Consider the following 25,638-nt stretch of genomic DNA (forward strand, 5'->3'; position numbering starts at 1 on the left):
TCATGTCCGGACTGAATGACTATCTGGTCCGCTCGGCGGCCGCGATCACCGCGACAGTCGAGCGTGACCTGACCGCCGAGATGGAACGTGCTGTGAGTGCGGTCGTCGCCGCGCTTTCCTCGGGCAAGGCGCTGCTGGTCTGCGGCAATGGCGGCTCGGCCAGCGACGCCATCCACATTGCCACCGAACTGGTCGGCCGCTTCCTTAAGGAGCGCAAGGCCTACAATGTGATTGCGCTGCCGGCCAACGCGGGCATGCTGACCGCCTGGGGCAATGACTATGGCTTCGACACCGTGTTTTCACGCCAGGTCGAGGCGCATGGCGCGCCCGGCGGCGTGCTGCTTGCCATCTCGACCAGCGGCAATTCGCCGAGCATTCTGGCTGCCGCCGAACAGGCTCGGATGATGGGCATGACGGTGGTCAGCCTCACCGGCGACAGCGGTGGCAAACTCAAGCCGCTCACCGACATACTGCTCAACGTGCCCTCGACCTCGACGCCGATCATCCAGCAGGGACATCTCTGCCTCTACCACTATCTCTGCGAGGTGGTGGAAGACCGTCTGTCGAATGGCTGACACCGGGGCCTACGGTCCATACCCGCTGGCTGAGCCCGGCCTGTGGGTTGAGCGGGTGGGTTCGCGGGTGTTTCCAGCCAACGCGCCGGCGCTGTTCCTCGACCGCGACGGCACCATCAATGTCGACACCGGCTATCCCGACGATCCAGCCAAAATGGCGCTGCGCGACGGCATCGTGCCGGTCATCGCGGCGGCCAACCGGGGCAACATCCCGGTGGTCATCGTCACCAACCAGTCCGGCATCGCGCGCGGCTATTTCGGCTGGAAGGAATTTGCCGCGGTCAACGGCCGGGTTCTCAAGCTGCTTGCCGCCGGCGATGCCTTCGTCGACATGGTTCTGGCCTGCGCCTACCACGAGGCGGGCAGCGGGCCACTGGCGGTCGCCGACCATCCAATGCGCAAGCCCAATCCGGGCATGCTGCTACAGGCCCGGCAGCGTCTCGGCCTCGATCTCAAGCGCTCGCTGATAGTCGGCGACAAGGCCGCGGATATGCAGGCCGGACAACGTGCCGGCCTGCCGCGCGGCTGGCTGGTGGATGGCGAGGGAAGTAATGAGCCGGGCTTCGAGGTTCTGCCGCTGCGCAACCCCGATGATCTGGAAGGGCTTTTGAGGGCTATCGAGTCGCTCGCCCGAATCTAGGACGATCATGGGGCGCTGAACGCCACCAGCCCTTCGTCCTTGACGCGGCGGATGGTCAGCGCGGTGCGCACCGTGTCGACATTGGGGGCCGAGGCCAGTTCTTCAATGACGAAGGTCTGGAACGTGCCGAGATCGCTCGCCACGCAATGCAGCAGGAAGTCGGATTCGCCCGAGACCATCCAGGCGTCGCGCACGATCGGCCAGCCGCGAGTGCGCTCGGCGAAAGCTTTGAGCTCCGCGTCGGCTTGGTGATGCAGGCCGATCAGGCAGAAGGCGACGACATCCATGCCGAGCGCCGGCGCGTTGAGCAAGGCGCGATAGCCTCTGATGATGCCGGTTTCCTCCAGCCGCCGGACACGGCGCAGGCAGGGCGGGGCGGAAATGCCGACACGGCTCGACAGTTCGACATTGGTCATGCGCCCGTCGGCCTGAAGCTCGCGCAGAATCTTCCAGTCGATGGCGTCGAGGTCGGCTTTCAGGGGCATGGCGGTCTCGGCTTAGCGCAAGAGTCTTTCGCACTCTCGTCCTTAAACGACTTTTGTGTCGATGCCAGCCCTTTGGTCGGGCGATTTCGCAACCGTAACGAAAGCGGCCATTGCGCGAATAAGCCTGTAGGCCGAAGCTTTCCGGGGACGACGGCCTGATCGTCTTGCTGGTGTGGTTGGCAACCCTTACATTACCAGCAACATTTCACGTCGTTTTCCAAGGCACACTCGATTGTCTGCCCCGCAGAGGCTTTAGATGACCACCAAGCACGCGCCTGTCCTTATCATCGGTTCCGGCCCGGCCGGCTATACCGCCGCAGTCTACGCCGCGCGCGCCATGCTCAAGCCGATGCTCGTAGCAGGCTTGCAGCAGGGCGGGCAGCTGATGATCACCACCGATGTCGAAAACTATCCGGGCTTCGCCGATCCCATCCAGGGCCCGTGGCTGATGGAGCAGATGCTGAAGCAGGCCGAGCATGTCGGCACCGATATCATCAACGACATCATCACCGAGGTTGACCTCAATGTGCGGCCGTTCCGCGCCACGGGCGATTCCGGCACCACCTACACGGCCGACGCGCTGATCATTGCCACCGGCGCGCAGGCGAAATGGCTGGGCATCCCCACCGAACAGACCTTCATGGGCTTCGGCGTGTCGGCCTGCGCCACCTGCGATGGTTTTTTCTATCGCGGCAAGGATGTCGCTGTCATCGGCGGCGGCAATTCGGCGGTGGAGGAGGCGCTCTATCTCTCCAATCTGGCGAAGAGCGTGACCGTCATCCACCGGCGCAACGATTTCCGCGCCGAGCGCATCCTGCGTGAGCGGCTGTTGAAAAAGGACAATGTCCGAGTCATCTGGGACACGATCGTCGACGAGATCACCGGCCGGCCCGGCAAGACGCCGCTGCCGCCTTCGGTCGAAGGGCTGAAGCTCAGAAATGCGGTGACCGGCGAGGTCAGCCATCTCCAGGTGGACGGCGTGTTCGTGGCGATCGGCCATGCGCCGGCGGTGGAATTGTTTGTCGGCAAGCTGAAGCAGAAGCCGAACGGCTATCTGTGGACGGCGCCGAATTCGACCCGCACGGACGTTCCCGGCGTGTTCGCCGCCGGTGACGTGACCGACGATATCTACCGTCAGGCGGTGACCGCCGCCGGGCTCGGCTGCATGGCCGCGCTCGAGGCGGAAAAATACCTGGCCGGCATCGAGGTGCATCGCGAAGCGGCGGAATAAAATCTATCAAGACGGCGTCGCAAGCCGTTCAAAAGCCTGATTTTTCATTCAGACGCCAAAAACAGAACGAGGGGAACTCAATGGCGTTGGACTGGGACAAGCTTCGCGTGTTTCACGCAGCGGCGGAGGCTGGGTCGTTTACCCATGCCGCCGAGACTTTGCACCTGTCGCAATCGGCGATTTCACGCCAGGTCAGCGCGCTCGAACATGATGTCGGGGTGCCGCTGTTCAATCGCCATGCCCGCGGCCTGGTGCTGACCGAGCAGGGCGAAATGCTGTTCCGCACGGCGCATGACGTGCTGATGAAGCTGGAGACCATCAAGTCGAAGCTGACCGAGGCCAAGGACCGTCCCTCAGGCGTGCTGAGGGTAACGACCACGGTCGGGCTCGGCGCCGGCTGGCTGACCGAGCGGGTGCAGGAATTCATCGAGCTCTATCCGGAAATCAGCCTGCAGCTGATCCTGGCCAATGAGGAACTCGACCTCACCATGCGCCAGGCCGACTGCGCGATACGGCTGCGCCAGCCGCAGCAGCCCGACCTTATCCAGCGCCGCCTGTTCACCGTGCATTTCCACCTCTATGCCTCGCCGTCCTATGTCGGCAAGCACGGCAAGCCGACCTCGGTCGCCGATCTGAAGAACCATCGCATCGTCACTTTCGGTGTGCCGGTGCCGTCGCATCTGTCGGAGCTGAACTGGCTGGAAACGATCGGCGATTTCGACGGTGGGCAAAGGGTGCCGACGCTGCAGATCAACGACATCTTGTCGATCAAGCGCGCCGTGCAGGGTGGCGCCGGCATCGCCATGCTGCCCGACTACGTGATCTCCAAGGAATCGGATCTGGTGCAGCTTTTGCCGGAGACCGAGGTGCCGTCCTTCGACACCTATTTCGCCTATCCCGATGCGATGAAGAACCAGGCCAAGCTGCACGTCTTCCGCGACTTCATCATCGCCAAAGCGCGCAGCTGGTCATTTTAAACATGGCCTTGGGAGGTGCTGGTCACCCCCGCCACGGCGTCAGCCGTGGCAGCCAGCCGGGAACATTGCGGCGGTAGGTCTCGTATTCGCCGCCGTAGCGGCGGGCGAGAGTCGGCTCCTCATAGAACCTGACGAAAGAGCCCATGACGATCGCGCCGATGGCGGCATAGGCAGCGACGCTCCAGCTTGAAAACAGCAACGCCTGGCCGAGGATGATCGACAGTACTGCGACATACATCGGGTTGCGGACATGGCGGTACACGCCGCCGATCACCAGTCTCTCGGTGGGCGCGACAGGCGCCGGCGTGCCGAGGCCTTCGAGCGCGAAGCGGGCAAAGGAATGGACGAGCAGGGCGATGGCCGCGACGATCAGGATGGAGCCGGCCGGCACGAAGCCGGGCACCGTCGACAGCGTCAGACGGTAGCGGTCCGTCAGCAGCCAGGGCACCAGCCCGGCGACGACACAAGGTGCGGCGATGAAGAAGACCGCGCTGCCGGCGATCGCCTGGGGTATCCGCATGTCAGGTCTCCCTTCTTCCGGCCGACCCTTCCCATCCCGCTGCCGCAAAAATAAACGACTGCTGCCCGATTCAAAGTCATTCGGCTTTTTGCCCGCGAGCGCGAGAATCAGCCCGACTTGCGGTTCTGCGAAGGCAACAGCACGGTCGCGCCATTCATTTGGCAACTTTTCGTGGTCCTATGGCCCCTAGACATGGGTTAGACCACAGCCTGTACCTTTTTGCATGCGTGTGTTGCAAAATAGATGCTTGTTTCTTGGGCATGAACAGCACATATATAGATCATCTCCTGGGCGCGTTCTCCTCCCATTAGCGCCCTCGAGTGTTCCCCTCTGGAGGTTAGCCTTAACAGGCACTTCCAATCAAACTCAGCCGGATCTTCATTGATCCGGCTTTTTTGTTTCCGGACCTGCCGTAGCCAGCGAAAAATCGAGCAAAATCGCCGCGTAACAGTGACATGTAACCTCAGGTAACATGCCGCAGGCGCGATTCATCGTTTAAGCAGATCATAGGACGCGGTGTGGTTCGACCGGGAGATGGGGGCATCACTCGGAAGATCCGGGCTCAGGCGGCTACCGCGTCCGAACCTATTCGTCTGCCAGTGCCGTATGGCGCGGCGGATACGTGCGGCGGACCTGCCGTTTTCCTCCCAAGAAGACGGTCCGCAATAAGAGCGGCGTCCGGGGCATCCGGGCGCCGTTTTTTGTGCGGATCATCCTTCGGCCTGTCAGGCAGCCTTGCCGTTGGCGTTCATCGCCTCGTCGGCCAACCGTCCGGTCAGCTCGGCCATGTGATCGAAGGCGCAACGATAGCTGGCGACGCCGGAGGTCGCCGAGCGCAGTTCGATGATCAGGTCGCCGATCTCGGCCTGCGGCATGGTCGCCTCCACGACATCCCATCCCGGCCAGTCAGGCCGCGCGTCGTAGCCAAGGATCTGCCCGCGCCGTTGCGGGATCAGCGCGATGATCTTCGAAGTGGCTTCGGACGGCGTGACGATCTCGACTTTCATGACCGGCTCGAGCAGCACCGGCGAGCAGGCCGCCATGCCTTCCTTCATGGCCAGCTTGGCCGCCATCTGGAAAGCCATGTCGGAGGAATCGACGGCGTGGTAGGAGCCGTCGGAGAGGTTGACGGCGACATCGACGACAGGGAAGCCGAGCGGGCCGGATTTCAGATAATCGCGCACGCCGGTTTCGACCGACTGGATGTAGGTCTTGGGCACGACGCCACCGGTGATGGTGTCCGAGAACTGAAAGCCGGAGCCGCGCGGCAGCGGCTTGATCTCGATCACCACATCGCCGAACTGGCCATGGCCGCCGGACTGCTTCTTGTGGCGGCCGCGCTGCTGCACCGTCTTTCGGATCGTCTCGCGATAGGGGACGGCAGGCGCATGGCCTTCGACCGGAATCTGATTCTTGCCTTCCAGCCGCTCGCGCACGACCCGCAGATGCATCTCGCCATGGCCGGACAGCACGGTCTCGGCCGAGTCCTGGTTGTGGCGCAAGGTGAGCGAGGGATCTTCCTCGGCCAGGCGCTGGATGGCCGCCGACATCTTGACCTCGTCCTTGCGCTCCTTCGGCCGCAGGGCAAAGGCAAAGACCGGCTGCGGCGGCGTCAGCGTGACCAGCGGCCTGATACCGCCCTTCGTGGAGCTCAACGTCTGGCCGGTCTTGACCTCGTCCAGCTTGCCCAACGCCACCGTGTCGCCGGCCTTGGCAGCGGTGACCTTGGACTGGTCCTTGCCGAGCATCTTGTAGATGCCGGAGACCTTCGCCGTCTCGCCATTCGACAAATAGAGTTCGGCTGCATCGGCGATCTGGCCGGAGAGTACGCGCGACACGGACAGCTTGCCGCCATGCGCGGTGTGGATGGTCTTCATCACCTGGACCACGGTGTGATTGCCGTCGGGGACGCCGAGCCGTTTGCGCGTCGCCTCGACATCCGGTGCGTCATGGCGGATCGCCTTCAAAAGGCGCAGCACGCCGTTGCCTTTTTCGGCGGTGCCGATAAGCACCGGCGTTATGGCGCCGGCGCGCAGGTCGGCGGACAGATCGTCGAAGACCGCGTCTTTCGGCGGCTCGATCTCCTCCAGCAACTGCTCCATCAACTGGTCGTCATGGTCGGCAAGCGTCTCCAGCATGGAGAATCGAGCCTCCAGTTCGCGCGCCTTGTCATCAGTTGGAATTTCGGCAACCTGGCTTTCGGCATATTCGCGGTAGATGTAGGCGCGCTCTAGCGCCAGGTCGATGGAACCGATCACCACATTGTCCTTGCGCAGCGGAATCTGGCGCAGCAACAGCGGCGCCGCGCTCGTCGGCTGCAGCATCTTCAGCGTATCGCGTACGCCGGCGATTGCCTTGTCGACCTTGTTGAGGAACAGGATGCGCGGCACGCCGAGATCGTCGAGCTTGCGCATGATGAGCTGCAAGGCTGGGATCTTCTTCTCGTCGGCCTCGGCGACGACCACCGCGAGATCGCAGGCTGCCAGCACCGGCTCGGCCTCGAAGGAGAATTCGATCGATCCGGGACAGTCGACGAAGGTGATCTGCTCGCCCATGAATTCGGTGGTGGCAAAGGTCGCCTCGACGCTCATGGCGTGCGCCCGCGCCTCGGGCGAATGATCGGAAACGGTGCTTCCCGATGAAACGGGATTTTGGCGGGGGATGGCGCCCGTACGGGCGAGGATGGCTTCGAGAAGTGTCGTCTTACCGCTTGCAAAGGGACCGACTATGGCAATGCATTTCGGTCCCGTGCGTCGTCCTCCGGCGCGAGTACCCATGGCTGACCTCCACTCAGGCTTGGCCCTTGGAGTGCGATCAGCAAAAGTGGAAACGGTTTTGCGCCGATCGCACCCTGTCGTGAGCGGCGGCCGGCCTGTTCGACCGTCGCGGGGCGGGGTTGTTTCTCTTAGCCACCTGCCCAAGCCCATCGTCCCACGGGTTAGCCGGCAGGGCAAGGAAAATAGAAATCGCGCCGCCGCCAGACGGACGGAGCGAGAGCCGGGGTCAGAACCGCCGGTAGATTTCAGCAGGCCTGGGTGCGGCGCGCCGGCCTGGCTGCGCTTTGCTTCACCACCGTCTCGGCGTAGCGCGACAACAGCGGGTTAAACAGGTCTGGGCGTTCCCAGAACGGTGCGTGGCCGGCGCCTGATATGACATGGCATTGTTCCCACAGCGAGCCATAGGCCACCGTCTCGAAGTAACTCAGCCGCACCAGCGGATCATGCTCTCCATTGATCACCGCAACCGGGAACGGGGCGTGCTCGACCACCTGTTTCTGGTCGGCGCCCTTGCCGGCAAACATGCTGCGCGCCACACCGGCGCGAAGCCTGCCGTCGGTGCGCCTTATGGCTTCGCGGAAAGACGGACTGGCGGTATCGCCGAAGCAAAGCGCCTCGAAGCGCTCGATGTCGCGTTCGGAGTAGACCTTCTTGGAGGCCAGCAGCATGTCCCAGTTTGCGTGAAAGCCGCGCAGCATACCGAACGGCCCCCTCGACACCGGCGGCGCTCCGGTCAGCACCAGGCCGTTCACCGCATGGTGGAAGCTGGCAAGTTCGACCGCCACATGGCCGCCGAGCGACCAGCCGAAGACGATCGCGTGGCCGATGCCCAAAGCGTCGAGAAGCCGGGCTGTGGTCTGGGCAAGGCCGATAATCGTATAGGCGGTCGCCGGGTCGCGGGCATCGGAGGACTCGCCATGGCCGGGAAGGTCGAAGGCGATCAGCCGATGGGCATCGGCAAGCGGGCTGTCGAACTGACGGGCAAACACGGCGCGCGAACTGCCCGAGCCATGGATCATGACGATGGGCATGCCGGACCCAGACGACTGGCTGAGGCGCAAGTCGGCCTGCGGCGTGCGGATGCTGCGGTGAGTGATGCTCATGCTGGATTAGACCTTGAGATTTGCCTGACCGCCAACATCGCATCGCTGGCTCTATATGTTCTTTAAACATGTGGTTAAGAAACGATTTCTAAAGAGATAGCCGGCACGAACCTCCGGCTCCATGGCAACCACCCGCGGAATCCCGACAATGGAACCAGTCCTCGATCTTCTTGTCTCGATCTGCAGCATCGCGACGCTTGGCCAGTATGTCTGGTCGATGCGGGCGCATTTCCAATCGCAGGCGATGTCTCCAGGCGCCATGGTGATTTCGGCGGCGGTCATCGCCACGGCGCTGTTCTTTCTCGCCATCCTTTGGATCCAATCGCAGCCGGGTTCGGCAAAGCTCACCGGACTTGCCGTCGAACTGGCGAGCTCTGCCCTGTTCTGGTGGGCGATTGTCACGTCGCGCAAGGCGCGATTGCGCTTCGCCTTCGCACCCGACGATCCGCACAGCCTGCTGACCGACGGCCCCTATGGCCATGTCCGCCACCCCTTCTATACGTCCTACATCGTCTTCTGGATCGGGTGGGGGATCGCGATCTGGTCGGTCTGGGCGGTGGTGCCGGTCGCCGGGATCGCTATCCTCTATGTGTTTGCGGCGCTGGACGAAGAGAAGAAATTTTCGCGCACGCCGCTGGCCGGAGCCTACGCGGACTATCGCGTACGTGCCGGCCTGTTCTGGCCCCGGCTGGGGTGGTAGCCGGCACCGGGGCAGGGTAGGTTCTGCCAAACTTAGGGGTCACCAGAGATGAAGATCATTGCCTGCGGCAGCGTGCCGACCCTCATCGCACCGGAGAAGTATTTCACTGGCCGCGTGCTGCAGACGCCCATCATCGAGAAGGAAGCGCCGGCGCGGCTGCGGGCCACGCTGGTCAGCTTCGAGCCTGGCGCGCGTACCCACTGGCACACGCATCCGCTCGGCCAAACGCTCTATGTCACGTCGGGCGCCGGCCTTGCGCAGACATGGGGCGGGCCGATCCAGCAGATCAAGGCGGGCGACGTGATCTCGTTCGAGCCGGGCGAGAAGCACTGGCACGGCGCGGGTCCAAAGACGACAATGACCCACGTCGCCATGCAGGAAGCGCTGGACGGCGTCCACGCAGATTGGATGGAAGCGGTCACCAGCGAGCAGTATGGCGGCTGAGGTCTGCTCCTGACAAAACCCGGCTCGAAGCCGGGTTTCATGTCTCGGTGCCGCCAGTTCAGGTCAGCGATGCCGTGAACCGCTGGATGCGCGTGCAGGCTTCCTCCAGCAGCGTCTCCGACGTGGCGTAGGAGATGCGGAAGTTGGGGCCGAGGCCGAAGGCAGAGCCGAACACCACCGCGACACCCTCGGCCTCGAGCAGTTCCGAGCAGAAGGTCTCGTCTGTGTCGATGACCTTGCCGGCCTTGGTCCTCTTGCCGATCAGCGGGGCACAGGACGGATAGACGTAGAAAGCGCCTTCCGGCGACGGGCAGGTTATACCGCGCGCCTGGTTGAGCATCGACACGACGAGGTCGCGACGGCCCTGAAAGATCGCCTTGTTCCTGGCGACGAAATCCTGCGGGCCGTTGAGCGCCTCGACCGAGGCCCATTGCGCGATGGTGCAGGCGCCCGAGGTCTGCTGGCCCTGGATCATGTCCATCGCCTTGATCAGCTGGACGGGACCCGCGGCATAGCCGATGCGCCAGCCGGTCATGGCGTAGGCTTTCGAGACGCCGTTCATGGTCAGCGTGCGCTCGTAGAGTTTCGGCTCGACCTCGGCGATCGTCCTGAAGACGAAGTCGCCATAGGTCAGGTGTTCGTACATGTCGTCGGTCAGTGTCCAGACATGCGGATGCTTCAAGAGCACGTCGGCCAGCGCGCGCAGCTCGGCTTCCGTGTATGCGGCGCCGGACGGGTTCGACGGCGAGTTCATCAACAGCCATTTGGTCTTCGGCGTGATCGCCTTTTCCAGCACGGCGGGAGTGAGCTTGAAACCATTGTCGATCGAAGTATCGGCGAACACCGAGGTGCCGCCGCAGATCGCCACCATTTCGGGATAGCTGACCCAATAGGGGCGGGGGATGATGACCTCGTCGCCTGGGTTCAGCGTCGCCATGAAGGCGTTGAACAGGATCTGCTTGCCGCCGGTGCCGACAATGGTCTGCTCGGGCTTGTAGTCGAGATTGTTCTCGCGCTTGAATTTTTTCGCGATCGCCTCGCGCAGCGGCGCGATGCCCGAAACCGGCGGGTACTTGGTCTCGCCGCGGCGGATCGCCTCGATCGCCGCATTCTTGATGTTGTCGGGCGTGTCGAAATCCGGTTCGCCGGCGCCGAGGCCGATAATGTCGCGGCCGGCATTTTTCAGCTCGCGGGCTTTCTGCGTCACCGCGATGGTGGCGGAAGGCTTTACGCGGGCAAGGGCGTCGGCAAGAAAGGCCATGGCCAGATATCTCCAGAGGGGTCGGCGCAACCGCAAACAGCTGCGGCGCCTCTCATGTCGCATCGACCCGGCAAGTGCAAGCATTGTCGGATGAGCCAGGGTCAAGGACCCGTGGAGATCGGCTTTTTGGAGCGCGTGCATGACGGTTTCACTCTGCGTTGCGGGCTCTGCAATCGACGCCCATCCCCGGCAAGACTAAATTCATCAACGGCCGCTAAAACCTTTGACGGCAGGATCGCCAGCCATTTCGCCTGTCTCGCGGAGCGAGGGACCCTTGTCGCGCAGCACCGGGCTTGCCCACATCATCCGTCAGGATGACGGCACCGCTTCAGGTGTCTGGGGTCCCTACACGCTGCAGAGCGCCTTTCAGCCGATCTTCGCCTTCAAGGACGGCAAGCTCTCGATCGCAGCGTTCGAGGGGCTGATCCGGCCGTTTCGTGACGGCGAGCCGCAATCGCCGATGAACTTCTTCCGCACCTGTCCGGCCGGCGACCGCCTGCATATCGAGGCGCTGACGCGCACGCTGCATTTGCTCAATGCCGGCGCCTGCCTGCCGCAAGAGGCTTCGATCTTCGTCAATTTCGATCCGTCGGTGTTTACCGAGCGCTCCATCGCCGACAACGCGTTGCGCGACATGCGGCTGGTGCTGCACGAAGCCGGGATCGATCCGCGCCGCATCGTGTGCGAGGTGACCGAGCAGAAGTCGGCGTCGCAGGAAACGCTCTACAGCTTTGTCGAGGCGCTGCGGGCCAATGGCTTTCGCATCGCCGTCGACGATTACGGCGCCGATGAATCCGACATCAACCGCATCAAGGAGCTCAAGCCCGACATCGTCAAATTCGATGCGCACTGGATCACGCAGCTCATGGAATCGGGCGCCGGCTTTGCCCTGCTGACTGCCATGGTGACGAACTTCGAACTACAGGGCATCCGGACGGTGTTCGAAGGCATCGAGGAAGGCTGGCAGCTTGAATTGGCCGAGAAATCCGGCGCATCGATGGTGCAGGGCTTCGTGCTGGCAAAGCCGGAACTGGCGCCGACCAGCTTTCGCGCTTTCGGCAAGGATGGGCAGCCATCTGTCGCGGCGGCCGAGCCTGGCAAGACGCCTGCCGGCCCGACTGCAGCGCCTCCGGCGCGGCCGGGCAGGGTGTTCGGGCGCAGGACCGGGCCATGACCGGGCAGCGGGAGAGGCGTCGCGATATCGGCGAAGCGATCTTTGCCGACGAGGTCGGCATCGAATACGGCGTCTACGGCGCGTTCCGGCTGAAGAGCGCCTACCAGCCGATCTTTGCGCCACGCGGCGGCGCGTTGGCCGCGGTTGCCGTCGAGGCGCTGATCGAACCGCAGCGCGCTTCCATGCCGGTTGCACCGGCCATGTTCTTCGACAGTGTTGCGCCGGGCGACCGCCTGTTTGTCGAGACGATGTGCCGGATGCTGCATCTGAAAAACTTCCGCAACATCGGCGTCGACGGGCTCGACCTGTTCTTCAATTACAACCCGATGATCAACGATCATCTCGGGCGGGCGCTGGCCGAGATCCGGCTGATGACGCGGCATCTCGGCGATCTCGACCTGCATGCCGCCATGCTGGTCTGCGAGATCACCGAACAGGCGGCCGACGATAATGTGCTGGCCCCGCTGGTGCGCGAGATGCGGCGCCACGGCATCCGCATCGCCATCGACGATTTCGGCACCGGCCACTCGACCGCGGAGCGGATGAGCCTGCTTCAACCGGATATTGTGAAGATCGACGGCGGCTGGTTCGCCGAATTCTGCCGCCACGCTGCCGCCGAGCGCTTCTTCCGGCCGCTCGTCTCGTCGCTGCACGATCGCGGCGCCAAGGTGCTGGTGGAAGGCATCGAGCAATCCGTGCATCTGCGCGTCGCGCTGGATGGCGGCGTCGACCTGCTACAGGGGTTCCATCTCGGCCGCCCGGCGCTGGCCGGCACGATCTTCAACCGGGAGCCGCTGTCGATCGAGGCGCTGCTTGGCGCCGACAACAAGGTGGTGCCGCTGCATCTGCGGCGCTGATTTGTGCTCGCGCTTGCCGCCGCTTCGCGGCTCGTTCCGGACGGGACGCCAACGGGCGCGATGCCCGGTTGGGCTTGCGGCCTTCGGCCGTAGCGCGCATTCAAAGAGGGCGAACTCGGCCCGCGTGAAGTTCAGCCAAAGCCTGCTCGGCAAACTTATCCAGTCGGCCAGCCTTGGCGTCCGCCTCGATCTGCATATCCCACACCTCTGCCTGATACGCTGCGAACCATTTGGTAAAGGCCTTTAGTTCTTTGGTGTTCAGGGCTGCGATGGATCTTTCAATCTGTTCGAGCTTGGTCATGGGGCGAAACTAGCATGGCCATCGTCCAATTCCAGACAAACAAAAAGGCGGGATAAATCCCGCCTTCCCATTTTCGGTAGCCTGATCGGAGCTTTGAGTCCGGGCCGGCAGCTATCTGCTGATCCAGCTTGTCGGGTCTTTCCGCTCCAGCGCGCTTCTCGCGCGACCGTCAGTACATCCGTGACTTGCCGCGCGCCCCGAACTCTCGTCCGGCGCGCGCTATCGCAAAATCAGGCTGCCTTGCTCAGAGAACCAGCGGACGACTTGCCTGTGCGGCGGTCCTGCTCGATCTCGAAGTTGATTTTCTGGCCTTCGACCAGGGTCGACAGTCCAGCGCGCTCGACAGCGGAGATGTGAACGAAAACGTCCGCACCGCCCGAATCAGGCTGAATGAAGCCGAAGCCCTTGGTGGCATTGAACCACTTGACCGTACCAGTTGCCATATGAATAGTCCTCGCATTTGCTTTGGTTTGACCGAACCGAGGTTCAGCCGGTTTGTATCGAGATTTTGGAGATAGACGTCAGCAAACGCGAAGATCGCGAGGCCCGGATCGATCGGCCGAAATATCAATGGAGCTGATATAGGCGGGTTTCGCACCAAAAACAAGATGGCTCGAAAAATGGCGTTGCGGTGGCGCCGCCCAAAGGCCGCCCCAATCGCGTGAAAGCGTCAAGCAATCGGGAAGATCGGGACGCCCGACGGCGTTAGTCCGGTTTTGGGAGACTGTCATGAAAACGGTTGTGAAAACCATTCTGCTTGCCGCCTGCCTGACGCTGGCGGCCGCCGAAGCGCAGGCGATTTCGCGCTACGACCCCACTCGTATGAGCTGCGACAGGGTGCAAGGCACGATCGCCCGCCAGGGCGCGGTCATCCTGCGCTATCAGTCCAGGCGCGTGCCGGGGCTGCCGCTCTTCGACCGCTATGTGCAGAGCCAGCAATTCTGCAATGTCGGCGAGGTCAGAAAGCGCGCCTATGTGCCGAGCGCCGATACCGAATCCTGCCCGGTCTATCTCTGCAAGCGGATCGAGAACGACCATTTTCACCGCCGCTTCCTGCGCCGTCATTAGGCATTTGATATTCAAGTGAGGCCGGCCTGCGAACGATGGTCTTCTGCGCTTCCGGCGCCCACGTACATTAAGTACGCTCCGCTCCGGTTCTCGAAGACCATAGTTCTCGGTGCGGCCTGACCTGAATCTCAACACACCCAGCCGGCATACCATTCAAGCTCTTAGAACCCGAACGAGACCTGCGCCGCCGGCGGCGGGCCGACGCGCACGCCTTCCATGGCCAGCATCTTTTCCTTGGTGGCCGAGCCGCCGGGCGCCGAGAAGCCGCCGATCTTGCCGCCCGCGGCTAGTATCCGATGGCAGGGGATGACCAGCGGCACCGGGTTGGAGCCCAGCGCTGCCCCGGTTTCGCGCGGCAGGCCGGCTTGGCCGGCGCGCTTGGCCAGTTCGCCATAGGTGGTGGTTTCGCCGTAATGCAGTTTTCGCGCCGCGTCGTAGATGGCGAGACGGAAGTCGTCGACGCCGTCGAGATCGACCGGCACACCGGAGAAATCGACGTCCTCGCCTGAGGCATAGGCCTTGATCGAGGCGATGAGCTCGACCACCCATTGCGGCTGCCCAATGTTCGCAGTGGTATTGGCGGCAACACCGGCATGCCGCATCAGCCGGCGTTCCACCGCTTCGCGGCTCCTTTCGGGCAGGCAGAGCCGGATCAGGCCCTTATCGCTCCAGGCGATGCCGATGAAGCCGATCACTGTTTCTAACACTGCGTGGCCGGCTGTGATCGAAGATGCCGTTTCCATGATGCGCTCCTTTCCGCAAAGCGGCGAAAACCGGGATGCCAACCGGTACATATGCAGAACAATATGGCATCTGATCCCGGCTCTCGCCACCCGAAAACCACCAGATGGTCCCGATTGCCCACCAGGAATCGCTGGTGTAAGGACTTCTTTACAACCGACAAATCGGACCCGCGCGGCTTGCCAGCAAAATTCAACCTTTTCGCGATCTCTGTGATCGTCGGCGCAGCTGCCCTCAGCGGCTGCCAATCGACCTCGCAGATGAAGGCCACGCCTGCGCTGACCGAAACCGCGACCACCGCCGGCAGCGATGCCGGCTTCACCGTGCCGCTGCCCGATACGGTTTCGGTGCTGCCGCAATCCTCGGGCATAACACCCGTTCAGTCGGCCGAAGCGACGCCGGCGACGCCAGCGCTCGATGCCGCCCCGCAGCCGGCTGCCGCGACCGCGGCCTTTGCCGGCGCGACGCCCACGGCCCCGGCCCTGCCTGCGGTGATGGCCGCCAACGCCTGGCAGGCGCCTGCGCCCGCCAAGGCCGGACAGCCGGTCGCGGCGCAATATACGACCGCCAGCCTTGTCATGCCGGCGACCGCCAAGGGCGGCCAGAACGCCATGCCCGGCGTGCAGCAGGTAGCCTATGTCGTGCCGCAGAACCCTGCTTCCCTGGGCCAGTTCCCCGCCGCGCCCCTCGGTCTCCCGGAAGAAGAGCATGCGACCGGCATGCGCGGCGACGTCGACCGGCTGATCCAGAAATACGCTGCTCTCTACGAGGTGCCGGTCGATCTGGTGCGCCACGTCGTCAACCGCGAAAGCACCTACAATCCCAAGGCTTACAATAACGGCCATTGGGGGCTGATGCAGATCAAGCACGCGACGGCGCGCGGCATGGGCTATGACGGGCCGGCCAAGGGCTTGTTCGACGCCGAAACCAATCTGAAATACGCGGTCAAATATCTGCGTGGCGCCTGGCTGGTGGCGGGTGGCAACGCCAAGAAGGCCGATTGGCTCTACCAGACCGGCTATTATTTCGACGCCAAGCGCAAAGGCCTGCTCGAGGCCACCGGCCTCGGTGTCGACCGCAAGCGCCGCCGGCTGCAGCCCGACGCCTGAGCGCGATGCCTGAACCGCGCCCGCCGGCTCCAAACGACATCCGGCTGCGCAAAATCCTCGACGAGACGCTCGTTGCACCGCACTGGCCGGCCGGCTTTACCATGCGCTGCTTCGAACATGGTGACGCGCAGCCCTTGCATGCGCTTTTGACCGAGGTGTTCGACGACGGCACCGACGGCCCGCTCGACGAATGGTGGCCGCGCATATCCAGCGATGCCGAATTCGACCCGGCGCTGTGTTTCCTGGTCATCGACGCCAAGGGACGGCTGGCGGCGGCAGCGCTGTGCTGGACCAGGGCCTTCGTCAAGGACCTCGCGGTCCATCCCGAAGCGCGCGGCAAAGGCATTGGCGAAGCGCTGATGTGGCAGGCTTTCAACGCCTTTCGCGATCGAGGCGCGGCCCATGTCGACCTCAAGACCAACACGGTCGAGAACGCCGCCGCGCTCAGGCTCTACGAGCGGCTGGGAATGGTGCCTGTCGCCTGGGAAGGGTAAGGGCTTTTTTCTTGCCGCAATTCCCTGGGGAAAACGCTACGCGCTTTTCCCAGGAAAACCGGTTCCCACTTTTCCTGGAATTGCTCGAGCGCTGTTGAAATCCTTCGGATTGTGAACTGCTTCACATAGGCCGCCGCAACCGGATGCTACCTCACCATCCATGCCTTTCGACCGATGGCGGATCGACGACTGGCAGATGTGGAGGGGCTGCACCGGCATGTGTTCAGCCACTCCTTGGCGGGTCCCAGGCGGGGGTTTGGGGCCCGCCAGTCGTTTTACGGCAGCCCTCAGATATCGGGCGCATTGCCGATCTTCTTTTTGAGCTCAAGCGCCCAGGCGCGGCCCTCGTCGCCGCCCCACAGCAGCCAGGCGATATGGCCGGCCGATGGATTGTCTTCATTGCCGTAATTCTTGCCGCGCTTGTCGACCTCGTGGCGGGCGAAGTAGCTGACCATGCGGCGGATAGTGGATGGCGCCAGCTTTTCGCGGTTCTTGAGTTCCGTCGCCCGCGCCACGCCGATCTCGGTGCCGCCCCGGCCGAATTCTCTTCGCAGCCTCAACCCCTTGGCGGCATTGTCGGCCACCACTTGCGGGCAGCGCAGATTGATCTCTTCATCCTCTTGCATGTGTCTCCCCAGCTCCGGAAATCTAACCTGCAGACGCAATACAGGGAAGTGCAACCGGCTCCCAATGCAGCGCCGTCCATTAGGATCAGCGCGCCATCGGCATCTGCGAGATCCTGTGGAACCTTATGGATTTCACGCCTGAGGGTCGGCCGAACTGGAACGAACAGCTGCAATATGGCGAGGCGTGCTGTCCTGAGGTTTGTCCGCCAGGGGCTCGGGACGGCTCTTCGGCAGATGGTCGCTGACGAATAGTTCTCCGGACGCAACCCTGCCGCCAATGCCGCGTTTGATTAGCCGAGGGAAATTTTCAAATCGGAGACCTCAGATGAAAACGCTTCTCACCATTGCCGCCGTCGCCTTGTTCGCCGGTGCCCCTGCCGCCTTTGCGGCCAACTCGACTGCGGTCGCGCCTGCCATGGCCGCCAGCAAGGTCGATACCCCAACCTTCGTCAAGACCGTGCCTAGCTCCAACGAATTCGAAATCCAGTCGAGCAAGCTCGCCGAGGAGAAATCCAAGGCGGCTGACGTCAGGAAATTCGCCAAGCAGATGGTCAAGGACCACACCAAAGCCGGCAAGGAGTTCAAGGCGGCGCTGAGCCAGGGCCAGACCACCGGTTCGACCAAAGCCGCGGGACCGGCCCTGCAGCCGAAGGAGCAGGCAATGCTCGACGAGTTGAAGAGCACAAGCGGCAAGGATTTTGACGCCAAGTACATCCAGATGCAGACGGACGCGCACAAGGAGGCCGTTGCCCTGTTCAGCACCTATGCCAACTCGGGCGACGACCCGGCGATGAAGGAATTCGCCAAGAAGACGCTGCCGACGCTGCAGATGCACGAGAAGCACGTGAAGGAACTCGCGGCCGCGCATCAGGGTTGAGGGTTGGTGACTGGCCAGCAATAGCATTCTACGGCGCCCCCTCTGTCCTGCCGGACATCTCCCCCACGAGTGGGGAGATCAGCAGCGTCGGCGCCGTGCTTTTCTACCGACGGTGAAAATTGGCGAAGGCTGAGGCGACAGCCAATCTCCCTGCTTGTGGGGGAAATGTCCGGCAGGACAGAGGGGGGCGCCGTAGAGTGCGACGGCCGATGCCTGCCGTTGGCAAGGCATTGCGGCAAAGTGGCTCTGTGGCTGCGGCGGCAGTGACATACACTGCCGCCACCAATTCAATGGAGCTCCCATGCCCAAGATCGACCTGTCCACCGTGCCTGTCCGCAAGGGCTCCGGCTACCCCGCACCCTTCGACGCCCCTTGCGCCGAGCGCACACGCCAGCGCCTCGGCGATGCCGGCGGCCTCACCGATTTCGGCGTCAACCTGATGACATTGCCATCAGGCGGCTGGTCCAGCCAGCGCCACTGGCACAGCCATGAGGACGAGCTCGTCTATGTGCTGGAAGGCGAACTGGTGCTGGTCGAGGATGGCGGCGAGACGCTGCTCAAGGCCGGCGACTGCGCGACCTTTGCCAAGAACAGCGGCAACGGCCACCACATGATCAACCGCTCGTCCACAACGGCGCGCTATCTCGAGGTCGGATCGCGCAATCCGGATGATCTCATCACCTGCTCCGACATCGACATGATGAGCCCGAGTTCGGATGGCAGGTTCCTGCACAAGGACGGCATGCCCTATCCGGGGCAGGGGTGACGGCTGGACTATGGTCCGGCGCTGGCGTTCGCTGGGCGGGGGGATAAGCTCCTCACAATCAAAGGTGGCGCAGGCCCCCTCATCCGACCGCTTCGCGGCCACCTTCTCCCCACTGGGGAGAAGAGGGAAGCGCTGGCGCTGACCGGCTCCTCTCCCCTCGGGGAGAGGTCAGCCGAGCGAAGCGGAGGCTGGGTGAGGGGGCCTTGGCGCCAGCTTGGCAAACAAGGGGAAGATCACCATGAAAAAAGAAGTCATCGAAGTGCCCGTCATGTCGGCCAAGGTGCGGGCGCTCGGGCTGCCTTGCTCGACGGCAGTAAGGGCCAATGGCTTCGTGTTCATCTCGGCGACGCCGCCGGTGGACATGGTGAGCGGCGAGATGGTGCGTGGCGATATCGAAACGCAGACCGAGGCGTCGCTGAAGGCGCTGAAACACTGCCTGGAAGCCGCCGGCACCTCGCTGGACAATGTGGTGATGGTGCGCATCTACGCCGTCAATTCCGGCTTCTACAACGCCATCAACCGGGTCTATGCCCGGTACTTCAGCGTCAACCCGCCTGCGCGGAGCTTCGTGCCGGTGGCGTCGTGGCCGATGGAGTTCGATATCGAGATCGAGTGTGTGGCGGTGGCGTGAGGGGCCACCTCTCCCCTCATGAAATAATTTCCGCTTGTCTTTGAAGTAAAGTCGTCCTCAAATCTCGCCGGGGATAGGGAGGGCGAGTCATGAACAAATTACCGAAGAAATTCGGCGAACGCGTTGCGTCGAATCTCAAGAAGTATCAGCGGATTACGCTGGCTCAGCAAAAATCTGAGTCGCGGAAGCCGACACGGTTACCTTGGTCAAGGACATCCTGGCCGATGTTTTTGGCTATGATAAATATGACGAGCTAACCTCGGAACACCAGATCAAGGCTACATATTGCGATCTCGCGATCAAGATTGCAGGAAAACTGCGATTGCTTGTTGAGGTGAAATCAGCGGGCAGCAGCTTGGCTGATAATCACTTGAGGCAGGTTATCGACTACGGAGCCCACCAAGGCATTCACTGGGTGATCCTCACCAATGCGGTCGAATGGCGGTTGGTCCGTATCTATGTGGCAAACCAGATCAGCCATGAAGAAGTTTGCCGGATTGTCCTTGCCGACATGAATCCCAAGAATGAGGACCATCTACAGTGCCTCTTCCTGTTCGCCAAGGAAGGGCTGACGACCGATGCAATGGATGCATTCCATCAGCAGGCACAGCTGTTCAACAAGTTTACGGTTTCGGCGATCATCCGGTCTGAAGCCGTGATTTCGGTGGTGCGCCGGGAAATCCGGAAGCTCTTTCCAGACATCAAGGTTGGTAACGAGAACCTCTCGCAGTTGGTCGAAAATGAAGTAATCAAGCGGGATACGATCGAAGGCGACAAGGCTAAGGAAGCGGTCGCTAGGATGCGAAAGGCTACGAACAAACTGGAGAGGGCTAAGGCTAAGGCAGTGAAGCTCATTGAGGTAGAAACGCCAAAATGAGATTCTTTGGAGCCGAGCAATGAAAATTCAAAATTTCAGGATACGCCGGTTCAAGGTTATCGAAGATACCAGTGTAGGCCTATCTGATTTGAACATAATTGTTGGATCAAACAATTCTGGAAAAAGCAGCATAATTCAAGCTCTCCATTTTTGCATATCGATCTTGCAGTCCATCGCACTGGCAAAGAAATGGACGCGAAAAAGCCCTTTGATAGCGACGCTAGGGCCGGATGAGATCATATACTCTCCTGCGTCTAATCCATACGCCCTAGGTCAAGGTGGAAAATTGGTGGAGGGTGAAAATAGATCGATTTTGTTTGATTTGACCTTGGAGAATGGGCGTACTTTTTCCTTGGAAGTTGCGAAAGGTAAGAACAACAATGTCCAAGCCCGAATTGTGAATCCGGAAGTCGCTGTGGGATTAGCGAGTTTAGATGATCCGTTCAGCATATTCTCGCCGGGATTAGCGGGTGTCGCTAAGAGCGAGGTGTTTGTTTCTGATGGAGTTTTGTTGCGGGCTCTTGCTCGGGGTGACGCGAACGTAATTCTTCGCAATATGCTCCTTAGGCTTTGGCCAAATGAAGATAATAGAAATAGATTTCTCGTTGACCTCGCTGAGGTATTCCCTGGTGTCGAGATCGATGTTATTTTTGAGCAAAAGATTGATGAATATATATATGTATTCGTTAAGAAGGACGGCACGAGTATCCCTATTGAACTTTGCGGAACCGGATTCCTACAGGCAGTTCAGATACTGTGTTATCTTCATAGATTCCGCCCGAGCCTAATTGTTCTTGATGAGCCAGACTCCCATCTTCATCCGAACAATCAAAGGATAATCTCGAATCTTCTATTTAGAATAACTGAGGATTTAGGAACTCAGATTGTTATCACGACCCATTCTCGACACATAGTTGATGCGCTTTCCGGCGTTGCTCGATATATTTGGGTTCAGTCTGGTGCTGCGGCTCCGGCTTCCCGCGACGACCAGATTGACATACTAATGGATTTGGGCGCTCTCGATTTGAAGGAGAGAATTGGAACAAAGAACTACGATGCTATATTATTAACCGAGGATGAAATAACTAGAAGTATCGTTACATTATTGGCGTCTAGTGGATTTGATATGGAAAGAACGTTGATTCTTCCCTATCGCGGTGTAACGGAGTTACATAATCTTAGGACTATAGCGGATCATACTCGACGTATATCGGGCGCCCGCCTTGTGATTCATAGGGATCGCGACTTCCTTGACCCCATGGAAGTCGAAGCGTGGAAAACGTCAATTCGGGAGATGCAGTGTGATTCATTTGTGACAACTGGTGTCGATATCGAATCCCACTTGCTGAATCCGCGCTACCTTTCGGCTCTAAACAACTTACAGAACGAGGCTCAGTTTACGGAAATTCTCAATCAGGCGATCGAGGAGATTCGCGAGGACGCATACGAGCATGCTCTCAATTCCCGGTTAGATTGGGAACGCAAACAGGGAAATGGACGAGTAAACGTAGGAGCTTTAGCGCGAGACATGAGGCAAAGGGTGAATGATGACCCTCGTGCCAATATGTCGGGAAAGAAACTGCTTAAGAAAATTCGAGATATTTATCGCCAGCGCGTCGGTGCAAACCTGACCGTAGGAACGGGTTCTGAGTTGATACGTGATGACAGCTTATTGACGATAGCAAATAGGATATTTCCGCGCCGCAGAGAAAATCAGTGATGGACACCCTCAGGGAGCTCATCTGGGTGGTGGCGCTGCCCTTCATCCGCCTGCCGGCACCTTCTCCCCGTTGAACGGGGAGAAGAGAGCTAATTGCCTCAAGCAAAATACTCCTGCAGCGGCCTGACCTCCAGGCTCCCTGCCTTCAGCGCCGTAATCGCCTCGGCCACCGCCGCGGCGCCCGACAGCGTCGTATAATACGGCACCTTCTGCATCAGCGTGGCGCGGCGCAGGGACTTCGAGTCCGATACCGCCTTCTGGCCATCCGTCGTGTTGAAGACGATCTGGACCTGGCGGTTGCGGATGGCGTCTTCGATGTGGGGCCGGCCCTCCAGCACCTTGTTGATCTTCTGGGCGTCGACGCCATTTTCGGCGAGGAAGCGGGCCGTGCCGGATGTCGCCAGCACCTTGAAGCCCTGGCCGGCGAGGCGCTTGACCGCCGGCAGGATGCCGGCCTTGTCCTCGTCGCGCACCGAGACGAACAGCGTGCCGGAGCGGGGGAGATCGACGCCGGCGCCGAGCTGGCTCTTGGCGAAGGCGAGCGCAAAGTCGCGGTCGAGGCCCATGACCTCGCCGGTCGAGCGCATTTCGGGGCCGAGCAGGATGTCGACGCCGGGGAAACGGGCGAAGGGGAAGACGGCTTCCTTGACCGCGATGTGGCCGGGGTTTCTCGGGTCGGGCATCGCGCCGTAATGGGCGAAGGCGTCTTCCAGCTTTTCGCCGGCCATGACGCGTGCGGCAATCTTGGCGATGGGCCGGCCGATGGTCTTGGCTACGAAGGGCACGGTGCGCGATGCCCGCGGATTGACCTCCAGCACATAGACCGTGCCATCCTTGATCGCATACTGCACGTTCATCAGGCCGCCGACATTGAGCGCGCGGGCAAGGGCCGCCGTCTGTCGCTCCAGCTCGTCGACCAGCTCGGAAGGCAGCGAGTGCACCGGCAGCGAGCAGGCGCTATCGCCCGAGTGAATGCCGGCCTCTTCGATGTGTTCGAGAATACCCGACACGAAGGTCGACGTGCCGTCGCAGAGGCAGTCGACATCGACCTCTATGGCGCCGGAGAGATAGGTGTCGAACAGCAGCGGGTTCTTGCCCAGCAGCGTGTTGATCTGGCCGGTCTTGTCGTTGGGGTATTTCTGCTTGATGTCCTCCGGCACCAGGCCAGGCACGGTGTCGAGCAGATAGGACTGCAGCATGCCCTCGTCATGGATGATCTGCATGGCGCGGCCGCCGAGCACATAGGAGGGGCGCACCACCAAGGGGAAACCGAGCTCGCCGGCGACGAGGCGGGCCTGCTCGACCGAATATGCGATGCCGTTCTTCGGCTGGGTCAGGTTCAGCTTGTGCAGCAGCTTCTGAAAACGGTCGCGGTCTTCGGCGAGATCGATCATGTCGGGTGACGTACCGAGGATCGGGATGCCGGCCTTCTCCAGCGCATCGGCCAGCTTCAGCGGCGTCTGGCCGCCGAACTGGACGATAACGCCGACCAGTTCGCCCGAGGCCTGTTCGGCGCGCAGGATCTCCAGCACGTCCTCCGCCGTCAGCGGTTCGAAGTAGAGCCGGTCGGAGGTGTCGTAGTCGGTCGAGACGGTCTCGGGGTTGCAGTTGATCATGATCGCTTCATAGCCGGCGTCGCGCAGCGCGAAGGCGGCATGGCAGCAGCAATAGTCGAACTCGATGCCCTGGCCGATGCGGTTGGGACCGCCGCCGAGGATGACGACTTTTTTTCGCGACGACACTTGCGCTTCATTGGCCAGCGCGCCGGCGAAGGGCACTTCATAGGTCGAGTACATGTAGGCGGTGGGCGAGGCGAACTCGGCGGCGCACGTGTCGATGCGCTTATAAACCGGATGAACGTCGAGCTTTTCACGAATCTTCGCAATCACTTCGGCGTCGGTCTTCGTCAGCGAGGCGAGGCGGGCATCGGAGAAGCCCATCGCCTTCAGCATGCGCAGATTGACGGCGTCCTGTGGGATGCCGTGCTCGCGGATGCGGGCTTCCATGGAAACGATGCCGGCGATCTGTTCGAGGAACCACGGGTCGATCTTGCACATTGCGTGCACGTCTTCCAGCGAGGTGCCCATGCGGATCGCCTGCGCCACCATGCGCAGCCGGTCGGGCGTCGGCGTGCCGAGCGCGGCGCGAATGGCGTTGCGGTCGTCGGCGTGGTTGGCAGCTACGGCACCGTGGCCGAGGCCTGGGATTTCGATTTCGTCGAGACCAGTCAGGCCGGTTTCCAGTCCACGCAAAGCCTTCTGCAGCGATTCCTGGAACGTGCGGCCGATGGCCATGACTTCACCGACCGACTTCATGGCGGTGGTCAGCACCGGCTCCGCGCCGGGGAATTTCTCGAAGGCAAAGCGCGGGATTTTTGTGACGACGTAATCGATGCTTGGCTCGAAGGAGGCGGGCGTGGCGCCGCCGGTGATGTCGTTCTCCAGCTCGTCCAGCGTGTAGCCGACGGCGAGCTTGGCCGCGATCTTGGCGATCGGGAAGCCGGTCGCCTTCGAAGCCAAAGCGGAACTGCGCGAGACGCGCGGGTTCATCTCGATGACGACCAGCCGACCATCGGCCGGGTTGACGGCGAACTGCACATTGGAGCCGCCGGTCTCGACGCCGATCTCGCGCAGCACCGCGATCGAGGCGTTGCGCATCATCTGGTATTCCTTGTCGGTCAAGGTCAGCGCGGGGGCGACGGTGATCGAGTCACCGGTGTGTACGCCCATCGGGTCGATGTTCTCGATCGAGCAGACGATGATGCAATTGTCCGCCTTGTCGCGGACGACCTCCATCTCATACTCCTTCCAGCCGAGCACGCTTTCCTCGATCAGCACTTCGGTGGTCGGCGAGGCGTCGAGCCCGGACTGGACGATGTCGTAGAATTCGGCGCGGTTGTAGGCGATGCCGCCGCCTGTGCCGCCCATGGTGAAGGACGGGCGGATGATGGCGGGCAGGCCGACATGGTCGAGCGCCTGGGCGGCAATCGCCATGCCATGGCTGATGTAGCGCTGCTTGCGGTCGCCTTCGCCGAGGTTCCAGCGGGTTTCCAGCGCGTCGAGCGCGGCATCGAGGTCGGCAGGCGCCTCGGCCTTGACGGCGGCGCGCTCGGCCTCGTGCGTCTTGCGGTCGGCGTTCTTGACATCGGTGGCATTGGCAAGCATCGACTTCGGCGTTTCCAGGCCGATCTTCTTCATCGCCTCGCGAAACAGCGCCCGGTCCTCAGCCTTGTCGATCGCCGTGGCGTCGGCGCCGATCATCTCGACATTGTAGCGTTCGAGCACGCCCATGCGGCGCAGCGACAGAGCAGTATTGAGCGCGGTCTGGCCGCCCATGGTCGGCAGCAGCGCGTCGGGCCGCTCCTTGGCGATGATCTTGGCGACGACTTCAGGCGTGATCGGCTCGATATAGGTGGCGTCGGCCAGTTCCGGGTCGGTCATGATGGTGGCCGGGTTGGAATTGACCAGGATGACGCGAAAGCCCTCCTCCTTCAGCGCCTTGCAGGCCTGTGTGCCGGAATAATCGAACTCGCAGGCCTGGCCGATGACGATGGGGCCGGCCCCGATGATCAGGATCGACTTGATGTCGGTGCGTCTTGGCATCGTTGTGAGTTCCGTTCGGCGAGCGGCTTGCACGAAAAACCGGGACGGGAAGACCCGGCCGGTTGTGCTTGCGATTCTGGTA

26 protein-coding genes are annotated in these 25,638 nt (G+C 61.8%); 16 read left to right on the forward strand and 10 right to left on the reverse strand.

Translation table 11 applies throughout. The features are described from left to right. Window positions 1–2: 2 nt before the first annotated feature. Together NKJ76_RS02100 and NKJ76_RS02105 are read left to right on the forward strand one after the other, a co-directional pair. Window positions 3–575, forward strand: a complete 573-nt coding sequence (locus NKJ76_RS02100; RefSeq protein ID WP_023671975.1) for a D-sedoheptulose-7-phosphate isomerase — start codon at window positions 3–5, stop codon at window positions 573–575. Continuing rightward, window positions 568–1,215, forward strand: coding sequence for a D-glycero-alpha-D-manno-heptose-1,7-bisphosphate 7-phosphatase (locus tag NKJ76_RS02105; RefSeq protein WP_352536665.1), 648 nt, complete (start codon window positions 568–570; stop codon window positions 1,213–1,215). Before NKJ76_RS02100 ends, NKJ76_RS02105 begins: the two co-directional genes overlap by 8 nt. 5 nt (window positions 1,216–1,220) lie before the next feature. Here NKJ76_RS02105 and NKJ76_RS02110 read toward each other — a convergent pair whose 3' ends face one another. Further along, entirely contained in the window at window positions 1,221–1,700 is a 480-nt protein-coding gene (locus NKJ76_RS02110) for an Lrp/AsnC family transcriptional regulator (RefSeq protein ID WP_023713930.1), read from the reverse strand. Between the two features lie 256 nt (window positions 1,701–1,956). Here NKJ76_RS02110 and trxB point away from each other — a divergent pair, with 256 nt between their 5' ends. Both trxB and NKJ76_RS02120 read left to right on the forward strand, forming a co-directional pair. Further along, window positions 1,957–2,931: a thioredoxin-disulfide reductase gene (trxB, locus tag NKJ76_RS02115; protein ID WP_023711176.1), complete on the forward strand. Its 975-nt coding sequence runs from the start codon at window positions 1,957–1,959 to the stop codon at window positions 2,929–2,931. A gap of 80 nt (window positions 2,932–3,011) precedes the next feature. Beyond that, window positions 3,012–3,908, forward strand: coding sequence for a LysR family transcriptional regulator (locus NKJ76_RS02120; protein WP_023671970.1), 897 nt, complete (start codon window positions 3,012–3,014; stop codon window positions 3,906–3,908). A gap of 22 nt (window positions 3,909–3,930) precedes the next feature. Here NKJ76_RS02120 and NKJ76_RS02125 read toward each other — a convergent pair whose 3' ends face one another. The 3 genes from NKJ76_RS02125 to NKJ76_RS02135 form a co-directional block, all read right to left on the reverse strand. After that, a complete protein-coding gene (locus NKJ76_RS02125) occupies window positions 3,931–4,428 on the reverse strand; it encodes a methyltransferase family protein (protein ID WP_352536666.1) in 498 nt (165 codons plus the stop codon). A 725-nt stretch (window positions 4,429–5,153) separates the two neighbouring features. Continuing rightward, window positions 5,154–7,205: an elongation factor G gene (locus tag NKJ76_RS02130; RefSeq protein WP_352536667.1), complete on the reverse strand. Its 2,052-nt coding sequence runs from the start codon at window positions 7,203–7,205 to the stop codon at window positions 5,154–5,156. Window positions 7,206–7,450: 245 nt separating this feature from the next. Continuing rightward, window positions 7,451–8,308 (reverse strand): alpha/beta fold hydrolase, encoded by an 858-nt coding sequence (locus NKJ76_RS02135; protein WP_352536668.1) that lies wholly within the window; start codon window positions 8,306–8,308, stop codon window positions 7,451–7,453. Window positions 8,309–8,456: 148 nt separating this feature from the next. Here NKJ76_RS02135 and NKJ76_RS02140 point away from each other — a divergent pair, with 148 nt between their 5' ends. Together NKJ76_RS02140 and NKJ76_RS02145 are read left to right on the forward strand one after the other, a co-directional pair. Further along, window positions 8,457–9,008: a methyltransferase family protein gene (locus NKJ76_RS02140; protein ID WP_023695759.1), complete on the forward strand. Its 552-nt coding sequence runs from the start codon at window positions 8,457–8,459 to the stop codon at window positions 9,006–9,008. A 48-nt stretch (window positions 9,009–9,056) separates the two neighbouring features. After that, the gene (locus tag NKJ76_RS02145; RefSeq protein WP_023695758.1) at window positions 9,057–9,452 is read left to right on the forward strand and encodes a (R)-mandelonitrile lyase; all 396 of its coding nucleotides are present in this window, start codon (window positions 9,057–9,059) and stop codon (window positions 9,450–9,452) included. A gap of 58 nt (window positions 9,453–9,510) precedes the next feature. Here NKJ76_RS02145 and NKJ76_RS02150 read toward each other — a convergent pair whose 3' ends face one another. Beyond that, window positions 9,511–10,713 carry a pyridoxal phosphate-dependent aminotransferase gene (locus tag NKJ76_RS02150; protein WP_352536669.1) on the reverse strand — a complete coding sequence of 401 codons (1,203 nt, stop codon included), beginning with the start codon at window positions 10,711–10,713 and terminating at the stop codon, window positions 9,511–9,513. Window positions 10,714–10,987: 274 nt separating this feature from the next. Here NKJ76_RS02150 and NKJ76_RS02155 point away from each other — a divergent pair, with 274 nt between their 5' ends. Together NKJ76_RS02155 and NKJ76_RS02160 are read left to right on the forward strand one after the other, a co-directional pair. Further along, window positions 10,988–11,887 carry an EAL domain-containing protein gene (locus tag NKJ76_RS02155; RefSeq protein ID WP_352536670.1) on the forward strand — a complete coding sequence of 300 codons (900 nt, stop codon included), beginning with the start codon at window positions 10,988–10,990 and terminating at the stop codon, window positions 11,885–11,887. Next, window positions 11,884–12,744, forward strand: coding sequence for an EAL domain-containing protein (locus NKJ76_RS02160; protein ID WP_023689726.1), 861 nt, complete (start codon window positions 11,884–11,886; stop codon window positions 12,742–12,744). The genes NKJ76_RS02155 and NKJ76_RS02160 overlap by 4 nt, the downstream gene beginning before the upstream one ends. Window positions 12,745–12,844: 100 nt before the next feature. Here NKJ76_RS02160 and NKJ76_RS02165 read toward each other — a convergent pair whose 3' ends face one another. Continuing rightward, complete coding sequence (locus tag NKJ76_RS02165) at window positions 12,845–13,045, reverse strand: hypothetical protein (RefSeq protein WP_023671961.1); 201 nt, start codon at window positions 13,043–13,045, stop codon at window positions 12,845–12,847. A 230-nt stretch (window positions 13,046–13,275) separates the two neighbouring features. Next, window positions 13,276–13,488: a cold-shock protein gene (locus NKJ76_RS02170; protein ID WP_015316174.1), complete on the reverse strand. Its 213-nt coding sequence runs from the start codon at window positions 13,486–13,488 to the stop codon at window positions 13,276–13,278. A 298-nt stretch (window positions 13,489–13,786) separates the two neighbouring features. Here NKJ76_RS02170 and NKJ76_RS02175 point away from each other — a divergent pair, with 298 nt between their 5' ends. Beyond that, window positions 13,787–14,113: a hypothetical protein gene (locus tag NKJ76_RS02175; protein ID WP_023689728.1), complete on the forward strand. Its 327-nt coding sequence runs from the start codon at window positions 13,787–13,789 to the stop codon at window positions 14,111–14,113. A gap of 161 nt (window positions 14,114–14,274) precedes the next feature. On the opposite strand, the gene NKJ76_RS02180 is transcribed toward NKJ76_RS02175, so the two are convergent. Then, entirely contained in the window at window positions 14,275–14,856 is a 582-nt protein-coding gene (locus tag NKJ76_RS02180) for a methylated-DNA--[protein]-cysteine S-methyltransferase (protein WP_352460591.1), read from the reverse strand. Between the two features lie 177 nt (window positions 14,857–15,033). Here NKJ76_RS02180 and NKJ76_RS02185 point away from each other — a divergent pair, with 177 nt between their 5' ends. Then, window positions 15,034–15,963: a lytic transglycosylase domain-containing protein gene (locus NKJ76_RS02185; protein WP_023749108.1), complete on the forward strand. Its 930-nt coding sequence runs from the start codon at window positions 15,034–15,036 to the stop codon at window positions 15,961–15,963. 5 nt (window positions 15,964–15,968) lie between these two features. After that, window positions 15,969–16,457 carry a GNAT family N-acetyltransferase gene (locus NKJ76_RS02190; protein WP_352536671.1) on the forward strand — a complete coding sequence of 163 codons (489 nt, stop codon included), beginning with the start codon at window positions 15,969–15,971 and terminating at the stop codon, window positions 16,455–16,457. Window positions 16,458–16,744: 287 nt separating this feature from the next. On the opposite strand, the gene NKJ76_RS02195 is transcribed toward NKJ76_RS02190, so the two are convergent. Further along, on the reverse strand, window positions 16,745–17,083 hold the full coding sequence (locus tag NKJ76_RS02195) for a hypothetical protein (RefSeq protein WP_352460590.1): 339 nt from the start codon (window positions 17,081–17,083) through the stop codon (window positions 16,745–16,747). A gap of 325 nt (window positions 17,084–17,408) precedes the next feature. On the opposite strand from NKJ76_RS02195, the gene NKJ76_RS02200 reads away from it, so the two are divergent. The 5 genes from NKJ76_RS02200 (at window position 17,409) to NKJ76_RS02220 (ending at window position 21,954) form a co-directional block, all read left to right on the forward strand. Then, window positions 17,409–17,960 (forward strand): DUF4142 domain-containing protein, encoded by a 552-nt coding sequence (locus NKJ76_RS02200; RefSeq protein WP_023733307.1) that lies wholly within the window; start codon window positions 17,409–17,411, stop codon window positions 17,958–17,960. Between the two features lie 301 nt (window positions 17,961–18,261). Then, a complete protein-coding gene (locus tag NKJ76_RS02205) occupies window positions 18,262–18,726 on the forward strand; it encodes a cupin domain-containing protein (protein ID WP_023740206.1) in 465 nt (154 codons plus the stop codon). A gap of 238 nt (window positions 18,727–18,964) precedes the next feature. Further along, window positions 18,965–19,357: a RidA family protein gene (locus NKJ76_RS02210; RefSeq protein ID WP_023740205.1), complete on the forward strand. Its 393-nt coding sequence runs from the start codon at window positions 18,965–18,967 to the stop codon at window positions 19,355–19,357. Between the two features lie 202 nt (window positions 19,358–19,559). Next, the gene (locus NKJ76_RS02215; RefSeq protein ID WP_352536672.1) at window positions 19,560–20,234 is read left to right on the forward strand and encodes a hypothetical protein; all 675 of its coding nucleotides are present in this window, start codon (window positions 19,560–19,562) and stop codon (window positions 20,232–20,234) included. A 19-nt stretch (window positions 20,235–20,253) separates the two neighbouring features. Continuing rightward, window positions 20,254–21,954, forward strand: a complete 1,701-nt coding sequence (locus tag NKJ76_RS02220; protein WP_352536673.1) for an AAA family ATPase — start codon at window positions 20,254–20,256, stop codon at window positions 21,952–21,954. A gap of 98 nt (window positions 21,955–22,052) precedes the next feature. On the opposite strand, the gene carB is transcribed toward NKJ76_RS02220, so the two are convergent. Beyond that, a complete protein-coding gene (gene carB, locus NKJ76_RS02225; RefSeq protein ID WP_352460586.1) occupies window positions 22,053–25,556 on the reverse strand; it encodes a carbamoyl-phosphate synthase large subunit in 3,504 nt (1,167 codons plus the stop codon). Between the last annotated feature and the right edge of the window lie 82 nt (window positions 25,557–25,638).

Origin of the sequence: Mesorhizobium sp. M0029 (genome assembly GCF_040323735.1) — a bacterium.
Lineage (GTDB): Bacteria > Pseudomonadota > Alphaproteobacteria > Rhizobiales > Rhizobiaceae > Mesorhizobium.

Bases quoted from the DNA above. Each gene is read 5' to 3' on its own strand.
- NKJ76_RS02120 (WP_023671970.1), top strand. From the start codon at position 3,012: ATGGCGTTGGACTGGGACAAGCTTCGCGTGTTTCACGCAGCGGCGGAG.
- NKJ76_RS02205 (WP_023740206.1), top strand. From the start codon at position 18,262: ATGCCCAAGATCGACCTGTCCACCGTGCCTGTCCGCAAGGGCTCCGGC.
- NKJ76_RS02100 (WP_023671975.1), top strand. From the start codon at position 3: ATGTCCGGACTGAATGACTATCTGGTCCGCTCGGCGGCCGCGATCACC.
- NKJ76_RS02195 (WP_352460590.1), bottom strand. From the start codon at position 17,083: ATGCAAGAGGATGAAGAGATCAATCTGCGCTGCCCGCAAGTGGTGGCC.
- NKJ76_RS02105 (WP_352536665.1), top strand. From the start codon at position 568: ATGGCTGACACCGGGGCCTACGGTCCATACCCGCTGGCTGAGCCCGGC.
- NKJ76_RS02165 (WP_023671961.1), bottom strand. From the start codon at position 13,045: ATGACCAAGCTCGAACAGATTGAAAGATCCATCGCAGCCCTGAACACC.
- NKJ76_RS02110 (WP_023713930.1), bottom strand. From the start codon at position 1,700: ATGCCCCTGAAAGCCGACCTCGACGCCATCGACTGGAAGATTCTGCGC.
- NKJ76_RS02140 (WP_023695759.1), top strand. From the start codon at position 8,457: ATGGAACCAGTCCTCGATCTTCTTGTCTCGATCTGCAGCATCGCGACG.
- NKJ76_RS02125 (WP_352536666.1), bottom strand. From the start codon at position 4,428: ATGCGGATACCCCAGGCGATCGCCGGCAGCGCGGTCTTCTTCATCGCC.
- NKJ76_RS02130 (WP_352536667.1), bottom strand. From the start codon at position 7,205: ATGGGTACTCGCGCCGGAGGACGACGCACGGGACCGAAATGCATTGCC.
- NKJ76_RS02145 (WP_023695758.1), top strand. From the start codon at position 9,057: ATGAAGATCATTGCCTGCGGCAGCGTGCCGACCCTCATCGCACCGGAG.
- NKJ76_RS02170 (WP_015316174.1), bottom strand. From the start codon at position 13,488: ATGGCAACTGGTACGGTCAAGTGGTTCAATGCCACCAAGGGCTTCGGC.
- NKJ76_RS02135 (WP_352536668.1), bottom strand. From the start codon at position 8,308: ATGAGCATCACTCACCGCAGCATCCGCACGCCGCAGGCCGACTTGCGC.
- trxB (WP_023711176.1), top strand. From the start codon at position 1,957: ATGACCACCAAGCACGCGCCTGTCCTTATCATCGGTTCCGGCCCGGCC.
- NKJ76_RS02150 (WP_352536669.1), bottom strand. From the start codon at position 10,713: ATGGCCTTTCTTGCCGACGCCCTTGCCCGCGTAAAGCCTTCCGCCACC.
- NKJ76_RS02220 (WP_352536673.1), top strand. From the start codon at position 20,254: ATGAAAATTCAAAATTTCAGGATACGCCGGTTCAAGGTTATCGAAGAT.
- NKJ76_RS02180 (WP_352460591.1), bottom strand. From the start codon at position 14,856: ATGGAAACGGCATCTTCGATCACAGCCGGCCACGCAGTGTTAGAAACA.
- NKJ76_RS02190 (WP_352536671.1), top strand. From the start codon at position 15,969: ATGCCTGAACCGCGCCCGCCGGCTCCAAACGACATCCGGCTGCGCAAA.
- NKJ76_RS02160 (WP_023689726.1), top strand. From the start codon at position 11,884: ATGACCGGGCAGCGGGAGAGGCGTCGCGATATCGGCGAAGCGATCTTT.
- NKJ76_RS02210 (WP_023740205.1), top strand. From the start codon at position 18,965: ATGAAAAAAGAAGTCATCGAAGTGCCCGTCATGTCGGCCAAGGTGCGG.
- NKJ76_RS02200 (WP_023733307.1), top strand. From the start codon at position 17,409: ATGAAAACGCTTCTCACCATTGCCGCCGTCGCCTTGTTCGCCGGTGCC.
- carB (WP_352460586.1), bottom strand. From the start codon at position 25,556: ATGCCAAGACGCACCGACATCAAGTCGATCCTGATCATCGGGGCCGGC.